Genomic DNA, 24,322 nt, shown 5'->3' with positions numbered 1-24,322 from the left:
TAATTATAAAGGCTTTGCTCACTGACTTATCAAAACACTATTTTATTTGTGAAAATGTTATGACTATGACTCCTTTGACTATTGCGATGGTTCAAGCTAAATTTGTGACAGCGGACCTAAGAGCAAATATTCAAAAAATTGTTGGGATTGCCAAAAAGCTTCACAGACAAGATGTTGACCTGTTGGTTTTACCTGAGCTGGCACTTCCCGGAGTTGCCATGCAAGATTTGCTTTTGCGTAAAAGCTTTTTATTAGAGCAAGAAGTCGCCTTGCAAGCCTTAGCCAAGGAGTTAGCTCAGTTTCCCACCTTAAGTGTGGCAGTAGGGCATCTCAGCATAACTGACGATAGGCTTTTAAATAGCGTGTCAGTTTTATCTCAAGGCGAAATTACACCGATACATCATCAATTATCAACCACTGAAAAAAGGCAGTTAGCTGCTTCAATCTATTGTGATGGGTTGCCCCTTTCAGAGCAAAAAACGCTACAGCTTAAAGGGCATCGTTTTGCTTTTAGCTTGGGTAGTGATATCTGGCATGATGGATATATAACGCAATTAGTCAGTCAGAGTGTGCAAAGTGTTTTGTTGCTTGATGCGACGCCATACCATATGGGTCGTATGACCGAATTTCAAAAGCGACTGTTAGATCAGCTAGGTGATAAGGCAATCAATCTGTTCTACACGAACCATGTTGGCGGTCATGATGAGCTGATTTATGAGGGCCGTTCATTTTTATTAAATCAAGAAAATGAGTTCCAAGTGGAAGTCGACCACTTTGTGGAAGCCATGGTGATTTATCAATTAGGTGCAGATAACACGTGGTCATGCCTAGCAGTGCAGGCGTTAGTATCTGATGATATTGAAAAAAACAATACAAGCGCGCTTAATCTACTCTATCAACAAAGTGAAGTGGTAGAGTCTGAGATTTGGCGAGCCTTGGTTTTAAGTACGCGTGATTTTTTGAAAAACAGTGGAATCAATAAAGCGATGCTCGGTTTATCGGGAGGGATGGATTCAGCATTGGTGCTGGCCGTCTTATATGACGCGATTGGCCCTGAAAATATTACCGCAGTGATGCTCTCATCACAATATACCTCTCAACTTTCTTTGGATTTGGCCGAGGGCATGGCAAAAGGTCTTGGTGTGACCTATCACGACATCAGTATTGAGCCTATGTTCAAGGCGTATATGGAGGGCCTGGCACCGATTTTTGAGGATTTGCCGGCCGACACAACAGAAGAAAATCTTCAAGCCAGGATTCGCGGTGTGATCTTGATGGCCTTGTCAAATAAGTTGGGTGGAATGATTATTTGCAGTGGCAATAAATCTGAAGCTGCTACAGGCTATAGTACATTGTACGGTGATACAGTTGGTGGATTTGCGGTTTTAAAAGATGTGCCTAAAACCTTAGTTTATCGTTTAGCTAAATGGCGTAATCTACAAGAAGAAATTATTCCTATCGGCATTGTTACTCGCCCGCCATCTGCTGAGTTGGCTGAGGGACAAGTGGATCAAGACAGTTTGCCCGAATACGATATTCTGGATGAGATTTTATATCGTTTAATTGAGTTAAAGCAGAGTAGTGCTGATATCGTACGGGCGGGGTTTGATGCGGATACAGTGGATAGAATTAGTCGCCTATTAAAATTTAACGAATACAAAAGATATCAAACTGCACCGGGTCCCAGAATTAGTGAGGGAGCCTTTGCTTTGGATTGGTGCTATCCCTTGTCCCATGGATTTAACTATTAAAACAACTGTAAAGTGCTGGCATCATGCTGTAAAGTTTTCGTAAATAGACGATAATAGTAGCAGTCATATTTAGAATAACAATTTATTTAAGGTTTAACTAATGAAACAAATCACAGCAATTATTAAGCCCTTCAAGTTGGATGAAGTGCGTGAGGAGTTGTCAGAAATAGGAGTAAATGGTCTTACTGTCACTGAAGTCAAAGGATTTGGCAGGCAGCGTGGTCATACTGAGTTATATCGCGGCGCGGAGTATGTCGTGGATTTTTTACCTAAAGTAAGAATTGATGTGGTGGTCACCGATGATCAGGCAGATGCGTGTATTGAAGCTATTATTAAAGCTGCGCGCACTGGCAAAATCGGTGATGGCAAGATCTTTGTCACCAATGTCGAAAAAGTAATTCGTATCCGTACCGGTGAGCGAGACGACTTAGCAATTTAATTAATTCAAAAGCTTAGTTGTTGTTTTAAGGGGTGTTTTGCTAGCTCTCGCCAGAAGTTTGGTAGAAAAACTTCATTAACTGTCAGCCCTTCATTATGTTGAAAAAAAGTAGAGCGTCGTGCTAGAAATTCACCCTTAGGTAATTCGGCGTATTCTGTCATTGACAGATATAAAGATAATTGGCTATTTAATTTGGTACTTTCAAAGCTGCTTCGACTAATGGCCGGATCATTGTATAAAATATCAGCAAGCGGGCGATTATTAAGTGCCCTTATGCCTCGCCAAGTTGTTTCGGATGCATTGAGCTCTGCTATGCTACGGGCATAGACTGCTAAGTGGCCGTTGATGCTCATTACTATTTCTCGTACCCAGACCGGCTGATTAATCGCTAAACTGAGCGGGTAGGCTTCGTCTTCCCTAACATAGGCAGGGTATTCATTCAGCACCTTAATCGAAAATTCACCTACTTTTCTTAAACCACTAGTTAGTGCACCAGGCCGACTAAGCCAATACTTTTCTACATCAGTAAAGGCAGTATCGAGCTCAGTATTCCAAAATTCCGGTAGTAAATGAGTATCAGACATAATTAAAAACTAAATGAATAAAACCATGAAAAAATCAGTAGAACCAATTCGTGTATCAAAATTGCTAGCCGACAGAGGCTTTTGCTCACGTCGAGAAGCCGATCAGTATATTGAAAAAGGCTGGGTCAAAGTTGATGGTAAAGTGATCGGTTTAGGTGCTAAGGCCTATCCTAAACAAACCATCACATTGCATAAATTAGCACAAGAAAAACAACAAATGCGTGCAACCATTATTTTAAATAAACCGGTGGGCTATATTTCACATCAAAGTGATGAAGAAGGTCATTATAGACTTGCCGGCGCTTTAATTACGACTCAAAATCAATTCGATCGTAATCGAAATAAGTTTGATCCGCAACACCTAAAAGGGATGGCCCCGGCAGGTCGCTTGGATATTGATTCTCAGGGCTTGTTGGTGTTTACTCAAGATGGAGGTATTGCCAGACAGTTAAATAACGAGGAGCTGGAAATAGAAAAAGAATATTTGGTGCGAGTAGAGGGCACAATCACTGATAATGGCTTACGCTTACTGAATTATGGTATTACCCTAGAGGGTGAGCAGCTAAGGCCTGCAGAAGTTACCTGGCAAAATGATGATCAGTTAAAATTTATCGTACAGCAAGATAAAAAACGCCAAATCCGCAATATGTGTAAAGTAGTCGGTCTAAATGTGGTGGGCCTCAAGCTTGTGCGCATGGGTAATGTGACCTTAGCTGATTTGCCCATAGGGCGATGGCGCTATTTAAAGCCCCATGAGCGCTTTTTATAGATTGTCATTTAGCAAAAATACTAATTGGCCTGCCATGCTGACCGTCTTTATACTTTTTAAGGGCATATTGCGGTAAAATGTGTGCAGTGATATTTATGATTATTAATCAATTTTGAGAGTATAGGATAATGCAGATTAATAAAAAGTTGCTCTTGGGCGCAGTTATCTGCTCCTCGCTGTTAGCGGGATGTCAGACTTTTAATGACGTGATGGATGGTGCTTTTGGTTCCGGTAAAAAAGACTCTGCTTCTGCGGGTACGCCGATCGAATCAATTCCAACGACACCGCCGCCAGCACAGACCACTCCACCGACTCAGCAAACGACAACTTCTTCATTGGTTGTTTATGCTTCATCGGCGACTCCTATGCAAGATTACGTTTTGGTAGAGCGTAATAATCAGCGCATTTATGTTGATCCAAGACAGACTTTATTGCGCAGTGATTTGTCTGATGTCATCGCCGTTCAAGATGATCAGGGTCGACCTTACCTAAACTTATCTTTTAATGCTTCGGGCACTCAAAAGCTGCAGCACATTACCAGTAATAACATTGGTCGTTCATTAGCGGTTACTTACAAAGATAGCTTAATTTCCACGATTAGTATCGACAACACGGTTCAAAACGGTGTTTTAAATGTGCCAATGCCATCTGCCGATGAAGCGATTTCCCTCGAGGGACGTATTCTTGATGGTGATTAATTGATTGGCTGTTAGTCAACAAAGATAAAAGCTCACTGTGTTGCGGTGAGCTTTTGTTATTGATAATCAGTGAGTTGAGTCGCGCTGTAAAAGCCTTAGAATTTTTTGACCTGCGCGACCGCTGATAGGTAGATTAAATCGCGCTTCTTCGAGCTTAATGGCTGCGCGAGACTTTGCACCAATCATGCCATCCGCTTCTCCAATATCATGACCACGAGCAAGCAAGATGTTTTGTAGTGTGACACGCTCTTGACGAGATAAGCCCAGATCGTCTGTCGGCCATGGCGTAAAAAAACCGGGTCCTTCACGTAGGCGATCAGAGAGATGGGCAATGGCTAAGGCATAACTTTCTGCTGCATTGTAGCTATAAATAACATCAAAGTTTTTAAAGACTAAAAAAGCAGGTCCCTGAGCGCCCGCTGGCGTTAATAAGCCTGCCAGCTCAGAAGATGGTGCAAAGTCACTCAAAGGCTGCCCCAAGATACCTGTCACACCGCGTTGCTGCCAAGTTTGGAGGCTACGCTTGGTGCGGCGTCCTTCTCCGGACACATTGAAGCCTTCCGGTAGTTTGACTTCAAACCCCCATCTTTGTCCGCTCAGCCAACCGTTGCGTTTTAAGTAGTTAGCCGTAGAGCCTAAGGCATCAGCGGTATTGGTCATTAGATCGCGGCGACCATCACCATCAAAATCAACTGCTAGACGTTCAAAGGTGGTGGGCATAAACTGAGTATGGCCAAAAGCGCCGGCCCACGAACCCTTAAATTCTTCTGCCCTAATGTCGCCGGCTTGGACAATCTTTAAAGCAGCAAAAAATTCCTTACGGAAAAAAGCTTGACGACGACCATAGCAACTTAATGTTCCTAGCGCCTGAATAATGGGGTAGGTTCCGAAGTTTTGTCCGAAATTACTCTCTACTCCCCAGACGGCAACGACCGTAGCGGGGTCGACGCCGTAAACTTGTTGTACGCGCTGTAGCGTATCGTAATGCTCGTAAAGCTTGGCCTTACCCTCGGTGACTCGCTGCTCATCGACTAAAGCAGACATATAGTCCCAGATTGGCTGACGAAATTCAGGTTGATAATTAAGTTTCTCTAAAATACTTAAATCAGGTGCTAAATTATTGGTTAATTCAGTATAAGTCGCTGTGCTGACGCCAGCGCGCTTTGCTTCTGTTTGTAAAGATTGTAGACAAGATGGAAAGCTTAATGCAGATTGAGCAAAGGTGCTTGATGCTGTCAGTGCAAGAGTAAGACTTACTAAGGCTAATGTCGGTTTAGTCAAGGAGTGTTGGCGCATTTTATCTTCCAGCAAGCGAAATTAAGGGAATTTCCTTGCATTTTAACAGTCTTACCGAAAGATCGCTAAAATGATAAGGTTGTAAATTCTGGCTTTGAGGTTTTTTTACTATATGACGATTAGATCAAGAATTAGATTGTTAGCATTAGTTGTTTCTTCCTGCTTTGTAGTAAGCGCATGTGAGAGCTCTGTGCTTCCTGAGCAGCCTCGACCGAGTATTGCCCAAGTTGGCTCTGTAGGAGCGCCTTATTTGGCTGCTGTAGCAGAAGCAAATAGCGCTGCAGCAAAGCAGAGCGATAGTGAAATTTTACCGGCGCTTTCTAGTCGATCAGATTTCTCAAGAGCATCCATTCTGATAAGCCGTATTTTATCCACATTCGAATATAACAAGCAGCCATTAGATGAGGTGATGGCCGGTCGCATTTTTGATGCGTATTTTGATGCTTTGGATCCACAGCGTATGTTTTTGTTGTTATCGGATATCGAGAAGTTTCACCCTCATCGTTTGGATACTGCAAAAATGATCTCTCACGGTGAGCTAGATATGGCGTTTGATATTTATACGCTGTATCGTGAGCGTGTCCAGGAATATTATCAATACGTTTTTAGTTTATTAGACTCAGATCATGAGTTTGACTTTACTAAGGACGAAGTTTTTTCTTTAGATCGTAAGAAGCTGCCTTGGGTAAGAACCAAAGAGGATTTACATGAGTTATGGCGCCAACGCGTTAAAAATGATTTTTTACGATTGAAGTTAGTTGGTCGCACTGATGAGCAGATTATTGAGCGTCTCCGTAAGCGTTATACCAATAGTCAGAAATTGATTTTGCAGGCAAACAGTGAAGATGTCGCTGAGATGTTTTTAAATGCCTATGCCGATAGTACCGATCCACATACAAGCTACTTCAGTCCTACTTCTGCCAAAAACTTTAATGTGCAATTAAGCCTGTCTGTTGAAGGTATTGGCGCTGTATTACAAAAGCGTGATGAGTATGCTCAAATTCGTGAGGTAGTAGCAGGAGGGCCTGCTGAAAAGTCCGGACGGATTAAACCGGGCGATCGAATTGTTGCGGTGGGACAGGGTACAGAAGGACCCATGGAGGATGTGATTGATTGGCGTCTTGATGATATTGTTGCTAAGGTGCGTGGTGAGCGCGGTAGCGTCGTACGGGTTGAAATTCTTCCCGGCGATGAAGGCTTAGAGTCAGAGACTAAAATCGTGCATATCATTCGCGATAAGGTCATGATGGAGGATCAAGCAGCAAAGCTTAAGACTTTAGAGGTTGAATCAGAAGGCGACAAGAAGACGGTCGGTATTATTACAATCCCAAGTTTTTATGAGGATTTCGAAGGAAGATCGAGTAAGCAGGCTGACTACAAAAGCGTCACCCGTGATGTCAAAAAGATATTAAAAGATTTAAATGAGCAGGGTGCCTCCGCTGTTGTATTGGATCTGCGTAATAATGGCGGTGGCTCTTTGTCTGAAGCCGCTAACCTCAGTGGTCTTTTTGTCGGACCGATGAACCATATTGTTCAGGTCAAAGATAATAATGATCGTATTTCGCATGTGCGCAGTAACCATCAAGAGATTGTCTGGGATAAGCCTGTGGTGGTGATGGTCAATCGGGTTTCTGCTTCGGCTTCCGAGATCTTTGCGGCGGCTATACAGGACTATGGGCGCGGTATTGTGGTTGGTGATGATACTTGGGGTAAAGGTACGGTGCAAACCTTGACTGATTTGTCTGATTTTATCAATAAATCAGTCGTTCAAAACCCTGAAGTAGGCGCTTTAAAGTGGACAATTCAAATGTTCTTTAGGGTTAATGGTTCGTCTACTCAGTCTAAAGGTGTCCAGCCTGACATTGATTTTCCTTCGATAGTCAATCATGAAGAGTTTGGTGAGTCGAGCTATCCAAATGCTTTACCATGGACTCAGATTGAGCCCGTGACGTATCGTCAGTTTAAGGATATGAAGCCTATCATTGCGGCTGTTGCTAAGCGTCATGAGGAGCGTAGCAAGAGCTCAGAGGCTTGGCAGCTATTGGTTGATGAAGTGGCATATAGCGCCAAGCTATCCGAACGCAAAGAAGTCTCCTTAAACTATGAGACACGTCTTCAAGAGCGTAAGGAAATGGAAGAGCAACGCCATGAGTTTAACGAGCGTCGTAAAAAGCTCGGACAGTCTGATGTAGGCATCTTCCGTTTAGATGATGGTCTATCTTTTGGTGAGGGTAATCTTCATGAAGAGCTCGAGAATGAGAAAAGGCGCAAAGAAAATATTGATACGCCTACTCGAGAGGCGGTTAATATCGCAGTGGATTTAGCCGATTATTATTAATTAAAGAGGCGCTAAGAAAAATGCTTGTAGATGATGACTTCTACAAGCATTTTTTTCTTAAATTAGAAAATGTACCTTTGATAAATTAATCGTTTTAAAGAGTTCATAACCTAAGCCGACAGGGCCGTTGTCGGTATTGATATCTGCTAATTGATTGTAAGCATTTTCTGAGGCATCAATGATGTTGTCGATTAGCTCGTCAGTCAGTCCGGCAGAATATGCCCAAAGATCTGTAGGGTAGTGCATCAGCGCATGACTTTTATCACTTTGAGCAGGGTTAGGCAGTGCTTTTTTAAAGAAAAACTTGCCTTTAATTTTCTCGGGTTTATTAAGAAACTCAATAAAGTCTAGATTCATATTGGTGCCTGACTCAATCACTATGACATAGTTGATATCTTTAAATAAACCGGAACCATGGGCATTTTGTAAAAACCAATTAAGGGCAACGATTTTTAATAATTCATGATAAGAGGTTGAGTCAATCGGATTGTTTGTGGCTTGTCGTTCTGCTTTTAGTTTGATTAACAAGTCGTTAGGGCGAAATTCAGCCAAGAGGTCAGTGTGTGGCAGTAATTGTTGTTTTTGTTCCTCGCTGAGTGCCGTTTCGCTGTATTCGATTAAGGCATTAGGGCTTTGTTCAAAACGATGGCTTAGCGTCTTTAATTGGTGTTGTAGTTGAGCTAACGTATTGGTGGTGTTAGTAGGGTGTTGATTGACGGCAGATAAAATAAGAAAAGCAGCTTTCATGAATTAAGAACAAAAATAAACAAAACAAAGCTCAGCGTCATCGCTGCGCTACATGATTAAAGATAGCCCTATATCTTAACGTACTGGCACTATATTTAGTTCTATCTTGATTGATTCTATTAAATTTGCTACAATCGAACCTAAGCTGTATACCTGATTGACTGAAGGTCTTCTGGACGCGGGTTCGATTCCCGCCGCCTCCACCATAAGTGCAGTAAGTAGTTTAGTGTATTTATGACGGGGGCGTCATTGGTTTCGACAGGGGAAGATAGGAAGATTGGCAGCCGGTAGGCGAAGACCGTAAATCTAGCGAACTCTATAAATGCAAATGACGAAAGTTACGCATTAGCCGCCTAAATTGGTGTTGCTAGGAGACTGATCCACTTGTCAACAGAACGGATTAAAGGGGCTTCGGCCCCTTTTTTATTTCAAGTGGGGCTTCGGCCCCTTTTTTTATTTCAAGTGATACAGATATAATTCGATACGACGGTTGATTATGCGGTTTTTTATTGAATCGTTGCTCACTAGCGGGTCGATAGAACCTCTGCCTTCAAGTTCGATTCTGGAGCTTCTTAGGCCATTTGAAATGAGGTATCTTGCTACGCTATTGGAGCGATTTAGTGAGAGAAGTTGATTTTGTAGGTCATCGCCGCTGCTGTCGGTGTGTCCTACAATCCGAACGCGCAGCTCTTGGCGTGAATTCATCTCTTCTACGATCTTATTGAGAAGGGGGTGAGACTTGCGATTGACACGCAAGGTATTGCCAACAAAGACTTCATCTGCCGGAATCAAGATGCGTAGGCTACCATCGTGAACTTGGTTGACCTCGATAGCGAGTTCGTTTGTATTAGTAGCATGGATCGATTCGCTTAATTCTTTCCAGTTGTTGCTGACCCAAGCAAAGCGGCTATTACTGGCAGGCTTACCGTCTTCATTGACTCTGAAGCTGCCTTTGCCACCTTGGCTGGTATCGTTTAGTGTGGTGCATGCACTCAGCATAATAAGGCAGGAAATAGCACCAAAGCGCGAGAGTTTTGTAATTGAGGGATAAGAGATAATCTTATGCATGAATTAAACCTTTAGAATGCGCATCGCCAAATAGAAGAGGGAGTATCTCGCTTGGGTGTTCAGCGATTGCGTCAGGATCACAAGCGGTAGCCATGAGCTTATCTAGACTGTAGCCGTAAGTAACGGCAATTGTTTTCATACCAGCTTTCTTACCAGCAATAATATCACGTTCGTCATCGCCGACGTAAATACATTGATTACTTTGTTTGTTAATTTGTTCTGCGGCGTAGATTAAGCCTCCGGGGTGGGGCTTAAAAAAAGGAGTGGTATCGCCGCAGATAGTGACTTGACTGCGTGTATTGAGTTTTAGATAGTCCAGTAGCGGGTAAGTGAGGGCCTCACTTTTATTGGTCACAATCCCCCATGTTATCTCTCGATCCTCAAGGGTGACGAGCAATTCGGCTATTTGGGGAAATAAATGACTGTTGTCTAGCATACATTCGCGATAGTCTTCTAAAAATCGATCCCTGAAATAAGGGTAAACCAAATCGCTTTGTTCAAGTTCGAGGGCGACTTGAAGTAAGCCACGAGTTCCGTGTGAGGCCACTTTACGAAGCTCTTCATAAGCTAAATCTTTAAGAAAGCATTTCTTTCTTTGCAAGTTAGCCGCAAGTGCTAATCCCGGTGCGCTATCAACGAGTGTGCCATCTAGGTCAAATAGAACAGTATCTATCATTTTTGAGCTGCAATAAAATAATTGACGGTGGCGTCTTGGCTGAGCGAGTAAACCTTTGAAAATAAATTGTAATTAAGGCCTTTGATTTCTTTTAGTGATAAGCCCGATTGCTCAATCGTCTGGCGAAGTTCGCTGGGCTTTAGCAGTTGATTGTAATTATGTGTGCCCTTGGGAACCATGCCTAAGATGTATTCAGCGGCAACAATTAACTGTAAAAATGATTTTAGGTTGCGATTGATTGTTGAGAAAAAAACCCAACCCCCAGGTTTTACCATTTTTGCACAAGCGCGAATAATGGAGTGCGGGTCAGGAACATGCTCAAGCATTTCCATGCAGGTTACTACATCAAAATGCGCCGGATATTGCTCTGCCATTTCTTCGGCGGGTATCTTCTGATAGTTGATCACTAGTTGGCTTTCGAGGCTATGAAGTCTAGCCACAGTTAGTGATTTTTGTGCTAAGTCAATGCCGGTTACTTTGGCGCCAGCTTTGGCTAGGCTTTCTGCTAAGATGCCGCCTCCACAGCCAACATCAATCACCTCTTTGTTGTTTAGGCTACCCGTGTGATCGATGATCCATTGTGTGCGTAGGGGATTGAGTTTATGTAGTGGCGCAAATTCACCTTCGGTATCCCACCACTTTGATGCGACGGCACTAAACTTCTCGATTTCAGAAGGGTCGACATTAATCGTTTTGCTAGTATCACTCATAGTAGGGCTTGTACTCTTGAACGGTGAGGGTAAAAGCAAAAAGGCTCCGAAATAAACGGAGCCTATTGCAAAATTAGTAGTATTTCTGCCTAGAAAAATAAACCAAAGTTAGGATTTTACTGACAGAAATATAACTCCATGCTAATTAGTTAGTACGAGTACCAACAATTTCAATTTCAACACGACGGTTGCGAGCGCGACCTTCGCGAGTAGAGTTATCAGCGATAGGCTGAGCTTCACCGCGACCAGAAGCGATGATAGAGTCAGCAGGAATACCGCGAGAAACTAGATAGTTTTTAACAGAAGCAGCGCGACGCTCTGATAAACCTTGGTTGTACTCGTCAGAGCCAACGCTGTCAGTGTGACCTACAGCGATGATTGACTCTAAAGAAAGCTGTTGAGCTTGCTGAGCAACCTGGTCTAGGATGTTACGACCTTCAGGTTTGATAGTTGATTTATCAAAATCAAAGAAAGTGTCTGCGTTAAAGGCAACCTTGTTGGCAACCATTTCTTGGGCCGCTGGAGCGCCACAACCTTGAGCGGCAGTAGCTGGTGTCCAGTAGTTATTACGCCAGCAGTGCTCGCCTGTGTTGTTCATCCAAACGATACCGTAGTTGCTTTGCCAGTTATCGATAGTTTGAGCAGATGCTACGCCAGTAGTTGCAGTGGTTGCAACGGCGAATGCTAATGCGAATTTAGAGGCTTTGTTCATGTTTCTCCTCGATGAGCTAAATAAAGCTAAAAAGTTACTCGCAGCGAAACCGCCGCAGAATGGAAATCAGGTTTAGTATAGCAATCAATGAAACATCATTCAAAGTGTTTTGAATAGATTTTCCCTGATGCATGTTTAAGATCTTAAATGAATTCCTGTTTTTTCGCTTAAGTTAATACCCTAACTTGTTGTAATTTAAGGGTAAAAGCTTTTTTTATAAACTTTATGTTGTCTAAAAGATACAGTTTGTTGTGTGCAGGCAAAGAATAATGATGTGAGTATGGGCTTGGCCTGTTGTATAAAAACAAATCTCATGGTCTTTTGTGAGCCGTTTGTTTGAGCATAAATTTAATTCAATTAGAGGGCTTGGCTTGCTACAACACGATAGATGTTAGAATAGGGGGTTAACTTTTATGAATTTAAATGGCACTTTTGCTATTGGTGAGTAAGTATGGATTCTTTTGCTAAAGAAACGATTCAAATCTCTTTAGAGCATGAAATGCGACGTAGTTATTTAGACTACGCGATGAGTGTGATTGTGGGGCGTGCGTTACCGGACGCGCGTGACGGCTTGAAGCCAGTGCATCGTCGTGTGCTTTATGCGATGAATGTTTTAAACAATGACTGGAATAAGCCGCATAAAAAATCTGCCCGTATCGTCGGTGATGTCATTGGTAAGTATCACCCTCACGGCGATAGCGCAGTCTACGACACGATTGTTCGTTTAGCACAGGATTTCTCCTTACGTTATACATTAGTTGATGGTCAGGGTAACTTCGGCTCTATTGATGGTGATGGTGCTGCGGCGATGCGATACACCGAGGTGCGCTTATCTAAGATTGCCCATGAGTTGTTAGCGGATATTGAGCAGGATACGGTTGACTTTGGACCAAACTATGATGGTTCTGAGCAGGAGCCGTTAGTTCTGCCTACACGCTTACCTAACTTATTGGTTAACGGTAGCTCAGGGATTGCGGTTGGCATGGCTACAAACATTCCGCCGCACAATTTAGCAGAAGTGGTTGATGGTTGTTTATATGCGTTGCGCAATCCGGGCTGCACAGTCGATGAGTTGATCGAAATTATACCGGCACCGGATTTTCCGACAGGCGGTATTATTTACGGCACTCAAGGAGTGGTTGAGGGCTATCGTACGGGGCGTGGGCGTGTTGTGATGCGCGCTAAGACCCATTTCGAAGATATCGAGCGTGGTAATCGCCAAGCGATAGTGGTTGATGAGATTCCTTATCAAGTAAATAAGAAGACCCTCCAAGAGAAAATTGCGGAGTTGGTTAATGATAAGCGCATTGAGGGTATCTCTGATATCCGTGACGAGTCCGATAAGGACGGTATGCGTTTGGTTATTGAGCTAAAACGCGGTGAAATGCCTGAGGTTGTTCTTAATAACCTCTTTAAAATGACCCAGCTTCAAGACACCTTCGGTATGAATTTGGTTGCTTTGGTTGATGGTCAGCCACGTCTTCTGAATCTTAAGCAGTTAGTTGATTATTTCTTACAGCATCGACGCGAAGTGGTTACTCGTCGAACTGTTTTCCAGTTGCGTAAGGCACGTGACCGCGGTCATGTGCTAGAGGGATTAGCAGTTGCTCTTGCTAATATTGATGAGTTTATTCGTATTATCCGTGCCGCTCCTACACCTCCGGTTGCTCGTGAAGAACTGATGTCCAAGGGGTGGGATGCTTCATTGGTGCGCACCATGCTTGCCGCTGCTGATGAGGGAGAGGTGATGGGCGGTAGCTCAGCCTATCGACCAGAGACGCTAGATCCGGAGTTTGGCTTGCAAGCTGATGGACTATATTATCTAAGCGATGTCCAAGCCCAAGAAATTCTTAATATGCGTTTGCAGAGGTTGACCGGACTTGAGCAAGATAAGATTGTCAGCGAGTACGAAGAGGTGATGAGTTTAATCGCCGATTTAATCGATATTTTATCTAAGCCAGCGCGCATCTCTAATATTATTGCTGAAGAGTTAGAGGAAATTAAGACCGAATTTAGTACCAATACTAAAGATGAACGTCGCTCGACTATTGAGGTTAATGCCTCAGAAATCGATATGGAGGATTTGATTACGCCTGCCGATATGGTCGTCACACTATCTCAGGGTGGTTATATCAAGAGCCAGCCTTTATCAGAGTATCGTTCTCAGCGTCGTGGCGGTCGCGGTAAGCAAGCTACCTCCATGAAAGAAGATGATGTGATTGATAGCTTGTTTATCGCCAATACCCATGATTATTTATTGTGCTTCTCGAATCATGGGCGTATGTATTGGTTGAAGGTTTATGCTGTGCCTCAGGGCGGTCGTAACTCTCGCGGGCGTCCTATTGTGAACCTCTTCCCATTAGCAGAAAACGAACGAATTAACGTGATTTTGCCTGTGAAAGAGTTTACTGAGGACCAGTACGTCTTTATGGCAACTTCCCAAGGGACTGTTAAGAAAACTAAGCTTTCTGATTTCTCTAACCCACGTCGTGGCGGGATTATTGCTGTTAGTCTCGATGAGGGTGACTTCCTGATTGGTGCTGAGCTAACTGATGGCAAGCATGATGTGATGCTATTTTCGGATGAGGGTAAGGCAGTTCGCTTTGATGAAGAGGATGTACGTCCGATGGGGCGTAATGCACGAGGCGTCCGCGGTATGAATCTGGATGCTGAGCAAGCGGTAATTGCCATGTTAGTTGCTAACGATGAATCGCGCAGCGTGTTAACTGCGACTGAAAATGGCTATGGTAAGCGTACCTCCATTGCAGAATACCCACGACATAAGCGCGGTAATAAGGGTGTGATTGCTATTCAAGCTTCTGAGCGTAACGGTAAGGTAGTTGGTGCAGTGCTTGTCGACGAAGAGGATGAGATTATGTTGATTACCTCAGCCGGTGTGTTGGTTCGCACGGAGGTCGAGCAGATTCGTGAGATGGGTCGGGCGACTCAGGGGGTTACACTCATCAATTGTGATGAGGATGACTTCTTAACCGGTGTTAAGCGAGTTGTAGAAAGTGATTTAGATGAAGACTCAGAAGAGTCAGAAGATATGGAAAGTGTAGAGATTGGTGATGAGGGTCAGCAAGGGACTGACGCTTCAGATGACTCTACAAATGAGGAATAATCGACATGAAGCAATTTTGGAATTTTTCTGCCGGCCCGTCAGTGTTACCTAAGGTAGTGTTACAGCAAGCTGCTGATGAGATGTTGGATTGGCAGGGTAGCGGTCAGTCTGTTATGGAGATGAGCCATCGAGGAGCAGAGTTTACACAAATTTGCACCGAGGCTGAGGCTGATTTAGCCAAGCTTTTAGGAGTGGGTGAAGAGTGGGCCGTGCTATTTATGCAAGGTGGTGCGACAGCGCAAAATGCTATTTTGCCTATGAACCTGCTCGACTTAAAAGAGGCTCAAACTGCTGACTATGTTTTGACCGGATCTTGGTCAAATAAGGCGTATAAAGAAGCGGTAGGCTACGGTGAACTACGTATTGCAGCAAGTAGTGGCGACTCGCGAGTAATTGATGGTGTAGAGTACAAGCCTTGGCATTGGCTTCCGGAGTTTAGCGAATGGCGTGTTAATCCTGAGGCTTCCTATTTACACTATTGCAGTAATGAAACCATCGGTGGTGTCGAGTTTGCTGACTTACCTAACAAAGAGCAGATAGGTGCAGAAAATGTGCCGCTGGTGTTAGATGTTTCATCTCATTTTTTAGCCAGAGATTGGGACCTAAATAAAGTTGATATGCTTTATGCCGGCGCTCAGAAAAATGCAGGTCCAGCAGGAATCACAGTGATAGTGATCCGTCGTGAGTTATTGGGTAAGTGCCGATCAGTTTGCCCTGATGTTTTTAATTATCAAAAGGTCGCCGAGGCAAATTCCTGCTTTAATACCCCACCAACTTATAGCATTTATATCGCCGGATTAGTGTATAAATGGCTCCTAGCACAAGGCGGCTTAGCTGCAGTTGAGCAAAAAAACAAGGCTAAAGCTCAGCTTCTATATGATTATGTGGATAGCACAGATTTTTATAATAATTTTGTTCAGCCCGAGCACCGTTCCATTATGAACGTACCCTTTATCATTCATGATGCAGCTTTAGATGCTAAGTTTTTGGCCGGTGCTAAGGAGCAAGGATTGCTGAACTTAAAAGGACACAAGTCTGTGGGAGGTATGCGTGCGTCTATTTATAATGCCATGCCTATTGAGGGGGTTGAGGCGTTGGTAGCCTATATGAAAGATTTTGAGCGTCAAAACGGATAATTAGCAATGAGCAGTGAATTAAATCAATTACTTAAGCCATTGCGCGACAAAATTGATGCGCTTGATCATCAAATTTTAGACTTATTGAATCAGCGCGCTCAGACGGCGATTGAGGTGGGTAAGGTTAAGCATGGTTTTGATGCTGATGATGCAGTGATCAAACCTGAGCGAGAAGCACAAGTAATTCGTGCTTTACAAAAGGATAACCTCAATGGTGTCTTTCCTAATGCGTCAGTCTCTGCGGTTTGGACCGAAATTATCTCTGCTTGTCGTGGTTTAGAGCGCGGTCTGACGATTGCTTATTTAGGTCCTAAAGGCTCATTTTCAGAGCAAGCCGCTTACGATTTTTATGGTCATGCAGTACAGGCTTTGCCTTGTCCTTCGTTTGATGAGGTTTTTAGAGCAGTAGAAGCGGGGCAGGCTGATGTCGGCATGGTGCCTGTAGAAAACTCTACGGAAGGAGCAGTAAATCGTACGCAAGACCTGTTATTAAGCACCACATTAAAAGTGCATGGTGAACGCACATTGACTATTCATCAATGCCTAATGACCAAGTCAGGAAATATGGAGGGCATTGAGAAAATCATGGCTCATCCACATTCTTTGGCTCAATGTCATCAGTGGTTGTCCCTCAATTTTCCAAACCTGGTGCTTGAGCCGGCAGCAAGTAATTCAGATGCCGCGCGTATTGCCGCTGAGGATCCGACTGTTGCAGCCATTGCAGGGGCTCATGCCGCTGCAGCGTGGGAGTTACTAATGGTGGCTGAAAATATTCAGGATGACGCCAACAATAAAACGCGCTTTTTGGCGATAGGGCATATTGTTAATCAACCAAGTGGTGACGATCAAACAAGTTTAATTGTCGCGGTGCCTAATCGAGTGGGTGCAGTGCACGACTTATTGATGCCATTTTCTGCTCATGGTGTGTCTATGTCTCGCTTTGAGTCGCGTCCGGCGCGTACAGGACAATGGGAGTATTACTTCTATATTGATATCTTAGGTCATCAAGATGATGAAAATGTTCGCCAAGCATTGACTGAATTAGAAGCGCGCTCGTCTTTCCTAAAAATTCTAGGTTCATATCCGCGCCAACATGATAATAGGTAATGTTCTGAGCTGCTTTTTATCTATGAATAATTTTAGCGTAAGCAACAATAAACTGCTTGCTAGTTTAACTATACTAAATGAGACCCTGAGCTAATGCCTAAATTGCTCCCAGTATCAGCGCTTAGTGAAGCAGTCCGAGTGAGTTTTGATGATGGTATTGCCCAGATCGAAGCGCAAGTTGAACCTGAGTCGTTTCAAACGGTCGGTATTGTCGGTGCCGGTTTAATCGGTGGTTCATTTGCTTTGGCCTTAAAGCGTGCCGGTCTTTGCAGGCGTGTGATCGCATCGGGTCGGCAGCAGTCGAGCTTGCTAAATGCCAAGGCCTTGGGTGTCATTGATGAGGTGGTTAGCATGGAGTATTTGGCTCAGCATGCCGATCTTATTTACATCGCCGTACCTGTCAAAGCATTTGCGAGTGTTTTACAGCAATTGACCCCACATCTTTCTGATAGGGCGATCGTTTGTGATGGTGGTAGCACCAAATATGAATTGATTGTTGATGCCCGTGCCATTATGGGAGAGCGTATTAAGCAGTTTGTGCCACTGCATCCGATTGCGGGCTCGCACCAGTCAGGGGCAGCTGCGGCACGCAGTGATCTCTATGAGGATCGTAAGCTGATTATTACCCCTCTGACAGAAAATTCACTTGAAGATATTGGGATCTTAGCCGCTGTATGGCAAGCTGTGGGCGCATCAGTGTATTGTATGGATGCGCAGCTGCATGACAAAATCTTTGCTGCCACGAGTCATTTGCCCCATTATATTACTGCTGCCTATATGAATAGTTTATTGGCTGCAGAGGATCATGAGTTGTTTTTTACAATGGCCGGTACGGGTTTTAAAGACTTTACTCGTATTGCCGCTAGTTCACCCGAAATGTGGAATGATATTTTTTATGCTAATAAAGAGGCGATGCTCTGTCAGTTAAATGATTTTATTCAACAGCTGGAAAAAGCCAAGGTTTATTTAGAAGAAGATAAAGAAGACAGCATGTTGAAATGGTTTAAGCAAGCCTCTGATAAAAGAAAAAACTGGCACTTAAAAACATAATCGATTACTTATAATGTAACCTACTGAGTAATTGAGTTTTGTTAAGTATTAAAATAATTTAATCATTTTTTGGGGGGAAGCAGTGGTTCAAACACTACCTTATCTGGATTTAGAGCCTACAAAAAAAGCCATGGGAGAAATTCATCTGCCAGGTTCCAAGAGTATCTCAAATCGAGTGTTGTTGTTGGCAGCCTTATCAAGAGGGGAAACTATTGTTCACGGCTTATTGGACTCTGATGATACAAAGGTGATGTTAAGCGCGCTTAATAAGCTTGGTTTACAAATCGATGATTTGGGAAATCGTTCTGTGAGAGTCCATGGTTTAGGCGAGTTTCCGGTTAAAGAAGCCGATTTGTTTATGCAAAATGCCGGCACGGCTATTCGCCCTCTAACCGCTGCTTTGGCAGTAAGTGATGGTCGTTATCATTTACATGGGATTCCTCGTATGCACGAGCGGCCAATTGGTGATTTAGTAGAGGCTTTAAAAAGCATTGGTGCAAAAATAGATTATTTAGAAAATCCGGGTTATCCGCCTTTACAAATTGAACCGCCGGTACTAAAAAAAGATACTGTGATTAAGGTGGCAGGTTCTGTTTCCTCCCAGTTTTTGACCGCTCTCTTGATGGCTGCGCCGCTTCTAGCTAAGCAATTGAATCAGGCGATTGAAATTGAGGTCGAAGGGGAGCTGATTTCAAAGCCTTATATTGCAATTACTCTCAATCTTATGCAGCATTTCGGAGTAAGCGTGGAAAACCATGATTGGCAACGCTATATTATCGCTGCGGATGCGGAGTATGTTTCACCAAAAGAGATTTGGGTAGAGGGCGATGCGTCATCGGCTTCCTATTTTTTCGCCTTAGGTTTGTTAGCTGGTGGTCCTATTCGTATTTACGGTATTAATAAAGAGAGTATTCAAGGCGATATTTTATTTGCTGAGTTTGTAGAAAGAGTGGGTGCTCAGCTAGCGTATGGGGCCGATTATATTGAGGTGAGTTCGATTCAAGAGGGGGATGCTCCTCGCGTCCAGGCCTTCGATGAGGATTTTAACTTAATTCCTGATGCGGCAATGACTGCAGCTGTTTTAGCGCTTTATGCTGACGGTCCGTGCACGCTTAGAAATATTGCTTCTTGGCGTGTCAAAGAAACAGATCGCATTGATGCGATGCATGCCGAACTTGAAAAGCTTGGAGCGATTGTTGAATCAGGTCATGATTATCTCAAAGTGACTCCTCCTGTGCAATGGAAGGGAGCAAGCATTGAGACCTATGATGATCATCGTATGGCGATGTGCTTTTCATTGGCGGTGTTTGCGGGTGTGCCGGTACGTATCATGGATCCTGCGTGTGTTAACAAAACTTTCCCTACGTACTTTGACGAATACAAGCAGCTTTTGAAATAAGTTAAAATCATATAAAAATTACAATTGAGGTAAAAGCAAATGAACTCCTTCAGCGATGTCCCTGTGATCACTATTGATGGACCAAGTGCGTCAGGTAAAGGTACTGTGGCCACTTTATTGGCTCAAGAATTAGGGTGGTATGTATTAGATTCCGGTGCCTTATATCGTTTAACTGCCTTAGACTGCATGAAGAGAAAGGTAGATTTAGAGGATCAAGAGTTAGTTGCTGAGGTTGCTAATGCATTGTCCGTCAAGTTTTTGCCTGAGGGTATCTTTCTCCATGGCGAGGATGTGACTGATAGCATTGAGAGTGAGCAGGTTGGTGCTATTGCTTCTAAAATTGCTGTTTATCCTGAGTTGCGTGCTGCTCTGCTACAGAGTCAGCGTAACTGTCGCCGAGCGCCGGGATTGGTTGCTGATGGTCGCGATATGGGGACGATGGTCTTTCCTGATGCGGATTTAAAGATCTATCTTGTTGCGGATGTGCGAAAAAGAGCGGAAAGGCGCTATAAGCAGTTGATGAAAAAGGGTTTTTCAGTTAAAATCAACGGTTTAATTGCGGATTTGGAAGCGCGCGATCAGCGCGATTTAAATCGTTCGCACGCACCTTTAAAGCCGGCCGACGATGCGATTGTTGTAGATTCTTCAGATTTAGATATCGAAGAAACCCTAGCAGTCGTCTTAGAGCATTGGCAAGACAAGTGCAATCAAGCCTAAAGTATAGGCTTAAATTAATTGATTAATGATTTTTGGTCTTTTGTGCTGTTTTTTTAGATGGCACAAAAGTTTTATTAACTCCGTCGATTTTATATTGACGTGTTTTTTATTAGGCAAGTATTGCCTTTGGATATTAAATTAATGACATCCTTAAACTACCAAGAAGCCCTAGGGGGCGAAAGCTTTGCCGATTTATTCGAGAAAAGCGTTAGAGACCAGGAAATGAAATCTGGTGAGGTGATTTCTGCTGAAGTTGTTGGTATTGATCGTAACCTTGTTACTGTTAATGCCGGCCTTAAATCTGAAGCGTTAATCCCTATCGAAGAGTTTTTAAACGATCAAGGCGATTTAGAAGTTGAAATCGGCGATTTTGTATCTGTTGCAATCGACTCTATCGAAAATGGTTACGGTGCTACTATTCTTTCTCGCGATCGTGCTAAGCGTTTATCTGCTTGGTTACAGTTGGAGCAGGCATTAGAGTCCGGCGAATTAGTTAACGGTACCATCACCGGCAAGGTTAAAGGTGGTCTAACTGTTATGACTAACGGTATTCGTGCGTTCTTACCGGGTTCTTTAGTTGATTTACGTCCTGTCAAAGATACAAGCATCTTCGAAGGCAAAACTTTAGAATTCAAAGTGATCAAATTAGATCGCAAGCGCAACAACGTTGTATTGTCACGTCGTGCGGTATTAGAAGTAACTATGGGCGAAGAGCGCGAGAAACTACTAGAATCCTTACAAGAAGGTGCAGTGGTCAAAGGTACTGTTAAGAACATTACCGAATACGGTGCGTTTATTGACTTAGGTGCTATTGACGGTCTATTACACATTACTGACATGGCATGGCGCCGTGTACGTCACCCATCCGAAGTGCTTACTGTTGGTGAAGAGATCGATGCTAAGGTTCTTAAGTTTGACCGTGAGAAAAATCGTGTATCACTAGGTGTTAAGCAGTTAGGTGAAGACCCATGGATCGGTTTATCACGTCGCTGCCCTAAAGGTACTCGCTTATTCGGCAAGGTTACTAACTTAACTGACTATGGTGCTTTCGTTGAGGTTGAGTCCGGTATTGAGGGCTTAGTTCACGTTTCTGAAATGGATTGGACCAACAAAAATGTTGACCCACGCAAGGTAGTTAGCCTAGGTGAAGAAGTCGAAGTGATGGTTCTCGAAATTGATGAAGAGCGTCGCCGTATTTCTCTAGGTATGAAGCAGTGTCGTTCTAACCCTTGGGAAGATTTCTCTGCTAACTTCAATCGTGGTGACAAGGTACAAGGCGCTATTAAGTCTATTACTGACTTCGGCGTATTTATCGGTTTACCGGGTAATATCGATGGCCTAGTTCATTTATCTGATTTATCTTGGAATGAAGCGGGTGAAGAAGCTGTTCGTAACTACAAGAAAGGTGACGAAGTTGAGGCTGTTGTTTTAGCTATTGACACTGAAAAAGAGCGTATTTCTTTAGGTGTTAAGCAGTTAGAAGGCGACCCATTCAATAACTACGTTTCTACCAATGACAAGGGTGCTTTAGTTAAGGGTACTGTTAAGTCAGTTGAACCTAAAGGTGCTGTTGTTACTCTATCTGTAGACGTAGAGGGCTATTTACGTGCTTCTGAAATCTCTACTGGTCGTGTAGAAGACGCTACAACCGCACTCAAAGAGGGCGATGAGATTGAAGCAATAATTCTTAATGTTGATCGTAAGCAGCGTTCAATTCAGTTGTCTATTAAGGCTCGTGACAACGCTGAAACTGCTGAGAAACTTGAGAGCATTAAGGGTTCTGCTGCTCAATCCGGTACGACAAGCTTAGGTGCTTTACTTAAAGCTAAGCTTGACGAAGCTAAAGACGAAGAGTAAAAGTGACTAAATCTGAGTTAATTGAGGCTTTGGCAGCTGGTTTTCCACAGCTGCCAGCTCGTGACATTGATTTTGCAGTCAATACGATCCTAGATGCGATGGTTGATGCCTTAGCTGAAGGTAAGCGTATTGAAGTGCGTGGTTTTGGAAGTTTTTCATTGTCGCAAAGAGCCCCTCGTGTCGGTCGCAATCCCAAATCCGGTGAAAGAGTAATGGTTCCTGGCAAAAAGGTCCCTCACTTTAAAGCAGGTAAGGAGTTGCGTGAGCGAGTTGATGCGACATTCCAAGAAGGCGCGTCAGGTTCTACGGATGTTTCCGGAGCCAATCATGACGATTGTCAATTAGAAGCTATCGGTTAATTAGTTCAACGCTTTAACGCTTTGTTTATATAAACCCGAATTTAAGATTATTATCTGAATTCGGGTTTTATTTTTTCTATTGTTTAAAATAAATTCAAAACTTAAAGGCTTAAGTTTTTTCTTGTTTCCTATTACAATAGGGCATAGTTAACGTTCCTAGGATGAAGTCGATGAAGTATCTAGTTTGGATTGTACGTATAATCATTTTTGTTCTGGTCTTATTGTTTGCAATTAATAATACGCATCTGGTTGATGTCAATTTCTTTGCAGATCTTCAGGCCAAGAGCATTCCTCTGGTTCTTGCCTTATTGATAGCGTTTATATTGGGCGCCATATTTGCCTATTTTCTGATGGCACCTGCCTATTTTCGCGGAAAGTACAGACAAGCCAAGCTTAAGGATGAAATTGCAAGTTTACATAGACAGGCGGCTACGCATGTGCGCGAAAAAGTACAGGAGCAGCACAATGCAAAAGACAGTAGCACCGATGGTCCCGATATTTTTATTTCTCTACAACCAAAGCAGTAAGATATAACGATGGAAGTAGGTGTTGATTTTGAAGTTTGGTGGCTTATTCTTATTCCCATTGTGTTTGCATTGGGATGGATAGCTGCGCGAGTTGATTTTAGGCAGATGCTGTCAGAGACTAAGCAGTTGCCGGATTCATATTTTAGAGGTCTGAATTTTTTATTAAATGAGGATCATGACAAAGCCATTGATGCGTTTATTGAGGTGGCTAAGTTAGACACAGAGACAACCGAGCTGCATTTTGCCTTGGGCAATTTGTTTAGACGGCGCGGTGAGATTGAGCGTGCCATTCGTGTGCATCAGAGTCTTTTAAATCGAGCTGATTTGCCGCTCAAGGATCAAGAGCAGGCACTTTATCAAATTGGTCAGGATTTCTTTAAAGCCGGGATGTTTGATCGCTCTGAAGAGGCTTTTCAGAAGGTGATGAATAGTCAGTCTTATAGTGTCGCAGCGACACGCAATCTCATCCGTATTTATGAGTCGGTGCATGACTGGCCAAAAGCAATCGAAGCGGTGACTAAGCTTCAAGCACTTTTAAATGAATCAGTGCCTGCGTTGATACATTATCATTGCGAGTTGGCTGAACAGGCTTTACAAGCAAAACCTGCTAATTTGGCTGAAGCTATCAAGCATTTAGATCAAGCAGAACATGCCTTGCAATACAACTCTTTGGATGAGCATAGCGAGGCGTCCATCGCTCGTATTGTTATGTTACGAGCTGACATTGCTGTGCTGCAAGGTCAACCTGAAAATCAGCGCTTACAACTTGAGCATGTTTTGCAAGAAGCACCTACTTATAGTAGCTTGGTGGCAGAAAAGCTATTAAAAAATTACCAACAAGCGGGTGAGCTCTCAAAGGGGTTGCACCTGTTGGCTCAGCATTTTAAAGAGCACTTTTCATTAGATCTTTTTGTGATTCTCTTAAGGCATTATCGTCTTGATGAGGATGATGAAGCGGCCCGCCGTTTCGCTGCAGATGTACTAAGAGAGCATCCCACATTGCTTGGTTTGAGTAAGTTTTTAGAGTCTGAAATTCAGAGTCAAGATATAGCAGATACGTCTGAATCAACAAGCTCTTCGGCACTTGCTGAAATATTAGATGTTAATTACTTACACAAGATTATCCATAAACATGCGCAGCGTTTGGATCGTCGAGAGTGTCGCGCCTGCGGATTCCAAGCGCAATCATTTTATTGGCAGTGCCCCGGTTGTAATCAGTGGGAAACGTATTCTACACAGCGCTTAGAGGGAAAGTAAT

General features: G+C 43.3%; 22 protein-coding genes and 1 other RNA gene. 16 read left to right on the top strand and 7 right to left on the bottom strand.

Annotation, left to right across the window (positions count from 1 at the left end):
• Positions 1-59 precede the first annotated feature (59 nt).
• The gene (locus B092_RS0101055; RefSeq protein WP_018573391.1) at positions 60-1,751 is read left to right on the top strand and encodes an NAD+ synthase; all 1,692 of its coding nucleotides are present in this window, start codon (positions 60-62) and stop codon (positions 1,749-1,751) included.
• 100 nt (positions 1,752-1,851) lie between these two features.
• Positions 1,852-2,190: a P-II family nitrogen regulator gene (locus B092_RS0101050; RefSeq protein ID WP_018573390.1), complete on the top strand. Its 339-nt coding sequence runs from the start codon at positions 1,852-1,854 to the stop codon at positions 2,188-2,190.
• A 5-nt stretch (positions 2,191-2,195) separates the two neighbouring features.
• Here B092_RS0101050 and B092_RS0101045 read toward each other — a convergent pair whose 3' ends face one another.
• Complete coding sequence (locus B092_RS0101045) at positions 2,196-2,774, bottom strand: chorismate--pyruvate lyase family protein (protein WP_018573389.1); 579 nt, start codon at positions 2,772-2,774, stop codon at positions 2,196-2,198.
• 25 nt (positions 2,775-2,799) lie between these two features.
• On the opposite strand from B092_RS0101045, the gene B092_RS0101040 reads away from it, so the two are divergent.
• Positions 2,800-3,543 (top strand): pseudouridine synthase, encoded by a 744-nt coding sequence (locus B092_RS0101040; protein ID WP_018573388.1) that lies wholly within the window; start codon positions 2,800-2,802, stop codon positions 3,541-3,543.
• Positions 3,544-3,671: 128 nt separating this feature from the next.
• Positions 3,672-4,241 (top strand): SecDF P1 head subdomain-containing protein, encoded by a 570-nt coding sequence (locus B092_RS0101035; RefSeq protein WP_018573387.1) that lies wholly within the window; start codon positions 3,672-3,674, stop codon positions 4,239-4,241.
• Positions 4,242-4,307: 66 nt separating this feature from the next.
• On the opposite strand, the gene B092_RS0101030 is transcribed toward B092_RS0101035, so the two are convergent.
• A complete protein-coding gene (locus B092_RS0101030) occupies positions 4,308-5,537 on the bottom strand; it encodes a lytic murein transglycosylase (RefSeq protein WP_018573386.1) in 1,230 nt (409 codons plus the stop codon).
• Positions 5,538-5,649: 112 nt separating this feature from the next.
• Here B092_RS0101030 and B092_RS0101025 point away from each other — a divergent pair, with 112 nt between their 5' ends.
• Positions 5,650-7,875 carry a carboxy terminal-processing peptidase gene (locus B092_RS0101025; RefSeq protein WP_083907437.1) on the top strand — a complete coding sequence of 742 codons (2,226 nt, stop codon included), beginning with the start codon at positions 5,650-5,652 and terminating at the stop codon, positions 7,873-7,875.
• Positions 7,876-7,932: 57 nt separating this feature from the next.
• Here B092_RS0101025 and B092_RS0101020 read toward each other — a convergent pair whose 3' ends face one another.
• Positions 7,933-8,622 carry a hypothetical protein gene (locus B092_RS0101020; RefSeq protein ID WP_018573384.1) on the bottom strand — a complete coding sequence of 230 codons (690 nt, stop codon included), beginning with the start codon at positions 8,620-8,622 and terminating at the stop codon, positions 7,933-7,935.
• A 92-nt stretch (positions 8,623-8,714) separates the two neighbouring features.
• Between B092_RS0101020 and ssrA the strand changes: the two genes are divergently transcribed.
• Positions 8,715-9,048, top strand: a transfer-messenger RNA (tmRNA) gene (gene ssrA / locus B092_RS14850).
• A 27-nt stretch (positions 9,049-9,075) separates the two neighbouring features.
• On the opposite strand, the gene B092_RS0101015 is transcribed toward ssrA, so the two are convergent.
• The 4 genes from B092_RS0101015 to ompA form a co-directional block, all read right to left on the bottom strand.
• A complete protein-coding gene (locus B092_RS0101015; protein ID WP_018573383.1) occupies positions 9,076-9,690 on the bottom strand; it encodes an OmpA family protein in 615 nt (204 codons plus the stop codon).
• Positions 9,683-10,366 carry an HAD family hydrolase gene (locus B092_RS0101010; protein ID WP_018573382.1) on the bottom strand — a complete coding sequence of 228 codons (684 nt, stop codon included), beginning with the start codon at positions 10,364-10,366 and terminating at the stop codon, positions 9,683-9,685. Before B092_RS0101010 ends, B092_RS0101015 begins: the two co-directional genes overlap by 8 nt.
• The gene (gene ubiG, locus B092_RS0101005) at positions 10,363-11,076 is read right to left on the bottom strand and encodes a bifunctional 2-polyprenyl-6-hydroxyphenol methylase/3-demethylubiquinol 3-O-methyltransferase UbiG (RefSeq protein ID WP_018573381.1); all 714 of its coding nucleotides are present in this window, start codon (positions 11,074-11,076) and stop codon (positions 10,363-10,365) included. The genes B092_RS0101010 and ubiG overlap by 4 nt, the downstream gene beginning before the upstream one ends.
• A 145-nt stretch (positions 11,077-11,221) precedes the next feature.
• Positions 11,222-11,788: an outer membrane protein OmpA gene (gene ompA / locus B092_RS0101000; RefSeq protein WP_018573380.1), complete on the bottom strand. Its 567-nt coding sequence runs from the start codon at positions 11,786-11,788 to the stop codon at positions 11,222-11,224.
• Positions 11,789-12,239: 451 nt separating this feature from the next.
• On the opposite strand from ompA, the gene gyrA reads away from it, so the two are divergent.
• The 10 genes from gyrA to lapB all read left to right on the top strand — a co-directional run bounded on the left by gyrA (position 12,240) and on the right by lapB (position 24,321).
• Positions 12,240-14,912 (top strand): DNA gyrase subunit A, encoded by a 2,673-nt coding sequence (gene gyrA, locus B092_RS0100995; RefSeq protein ID WP_018573379.1) that lies wholly within the window; start codon positions 12,240-12,242, stop codon positions 14,910-14,912.
• Between the two features lie 5 nt (positions 14,913-14,917).
• Positions 14,918-16,048, top strand: coding sequence for a 3-phosphoserine/phosphohydroxythreonine transaminase (serC, locus tag B092_RS0100990; RefSeq protein WP_018573378.1), 1,131 nt, complete (start codon positions 14,918-14,920; stop codon positions 16,046-16,048).
• 6 nt (positions 16,049-16,054) lie between these two features.
• A complete protein-coding gene (pheA, locus tag B092_RS0100985) occupies positions 16,055-17,155 on the top strand; it encodes a prephenate dehydratase (protein ID WP_018573377.1) in 1,101 nt (366 codons plus the stop codon).
• Positions 17,156-17,248: 93 nt separating this feature from the next.
• Positions 17,249-18,205 (top strand): prephenate dehydrogenase, encoded by a 957-nt coding sequence (locus B092_RS0100980; protein ID WP_018573376.1) that lies wholly within the window; start codon positions 17,249-17,251, stop codon positions 18,203-18,205.
• Positions 18,206-18,287: 82 nt separating this feature from the next.
• Positions 18,288-19,604 (top strand): 3-phosphoshikimate 1-carboxyvinyltransferase, encoded by a 1,317-nt coding sequence (gene aroA / locus B092_RS0100975; protein ID WP_018573375.1) that lies wholly within the window; start codon positions 18,288-18,290, stop codon positions 19,602-19,604.
• Between the two features lie 39 nt (positions 19,605-19,643).
• On the top strand, positions 19,644-20,321 hold the full coding sequence (gene cmk, locus B092_RS0100970) for a (d)CMP kinase (protein ID WP_018573374.1): 678 nt from the start codon (positions 19,644-19,646) through the stop codon (positions 20,319-20,321).
• 141 nt (positions 20,322-20,462) lie between these two features.
• The gene (gene rpsA, locus B092_RS0100965) at positions 20,463-22,178 is read left to right on the top strand and encodes a 30S ribosomal protein S1 (protein WP_018573373.1); all 1,716 of its coding nucleotides are present in this window, start codon (positions 20,463-20,465) and stop codon (positions 22,176-22,178) included.
• 2 nt (positions 22,179-22,180) lie between these two features.
• Positions 22,181-22,537: an integration host factor subunit beta gene (locus B092_RS0100960; RefSeq protein WP_018573372.1), complete on the top strand. Its 357-nt coding sequence runs from the start codon at positions 22,181-22,183 to the stop codon at positions 22,535-22,537.
• A 170-nt stretch (positions 22,538-22,707) separates the two neighbouring features.
• Complete coding sequence (locus tag B092_RS14615; protein ID WP_051077692.1) at positions 22,708-23,064, top strand: LapA family protein; 357 nt, start codon at positions 22,708-22,710, stop codon at positions 23,062-23,064.
• 9 nt (positions 23,065-23,073) lie between these two features.
• Positions 23,074-24,321, top strand: a complete 1,248-nt coding sequence (gene lapB, locus B092_RS0100950) for a lipopolysaccharide assembly protein LapB (RefSeq protein ID WP_018573371.1) — start codon at positions 23,074-23,076, stop codon at positions 24,319-24,321.
• Position 24,322 lies beyond the last annotated feature (1 nt).

Origin of the sequence: Oligella ureolytica DSM 18253 (genome assembly GCF_000373745.1) — a bacterium.
Lineage (GTDB): Bacteria > Pseudomonadota > Gammaproteobacteria > Burkholderiales > Burkholderiaceae_B > Oligella > Oligella ureolytica.
This window is presented reverse-complemented; position numbering and strand designations above follow the sequence as displayed.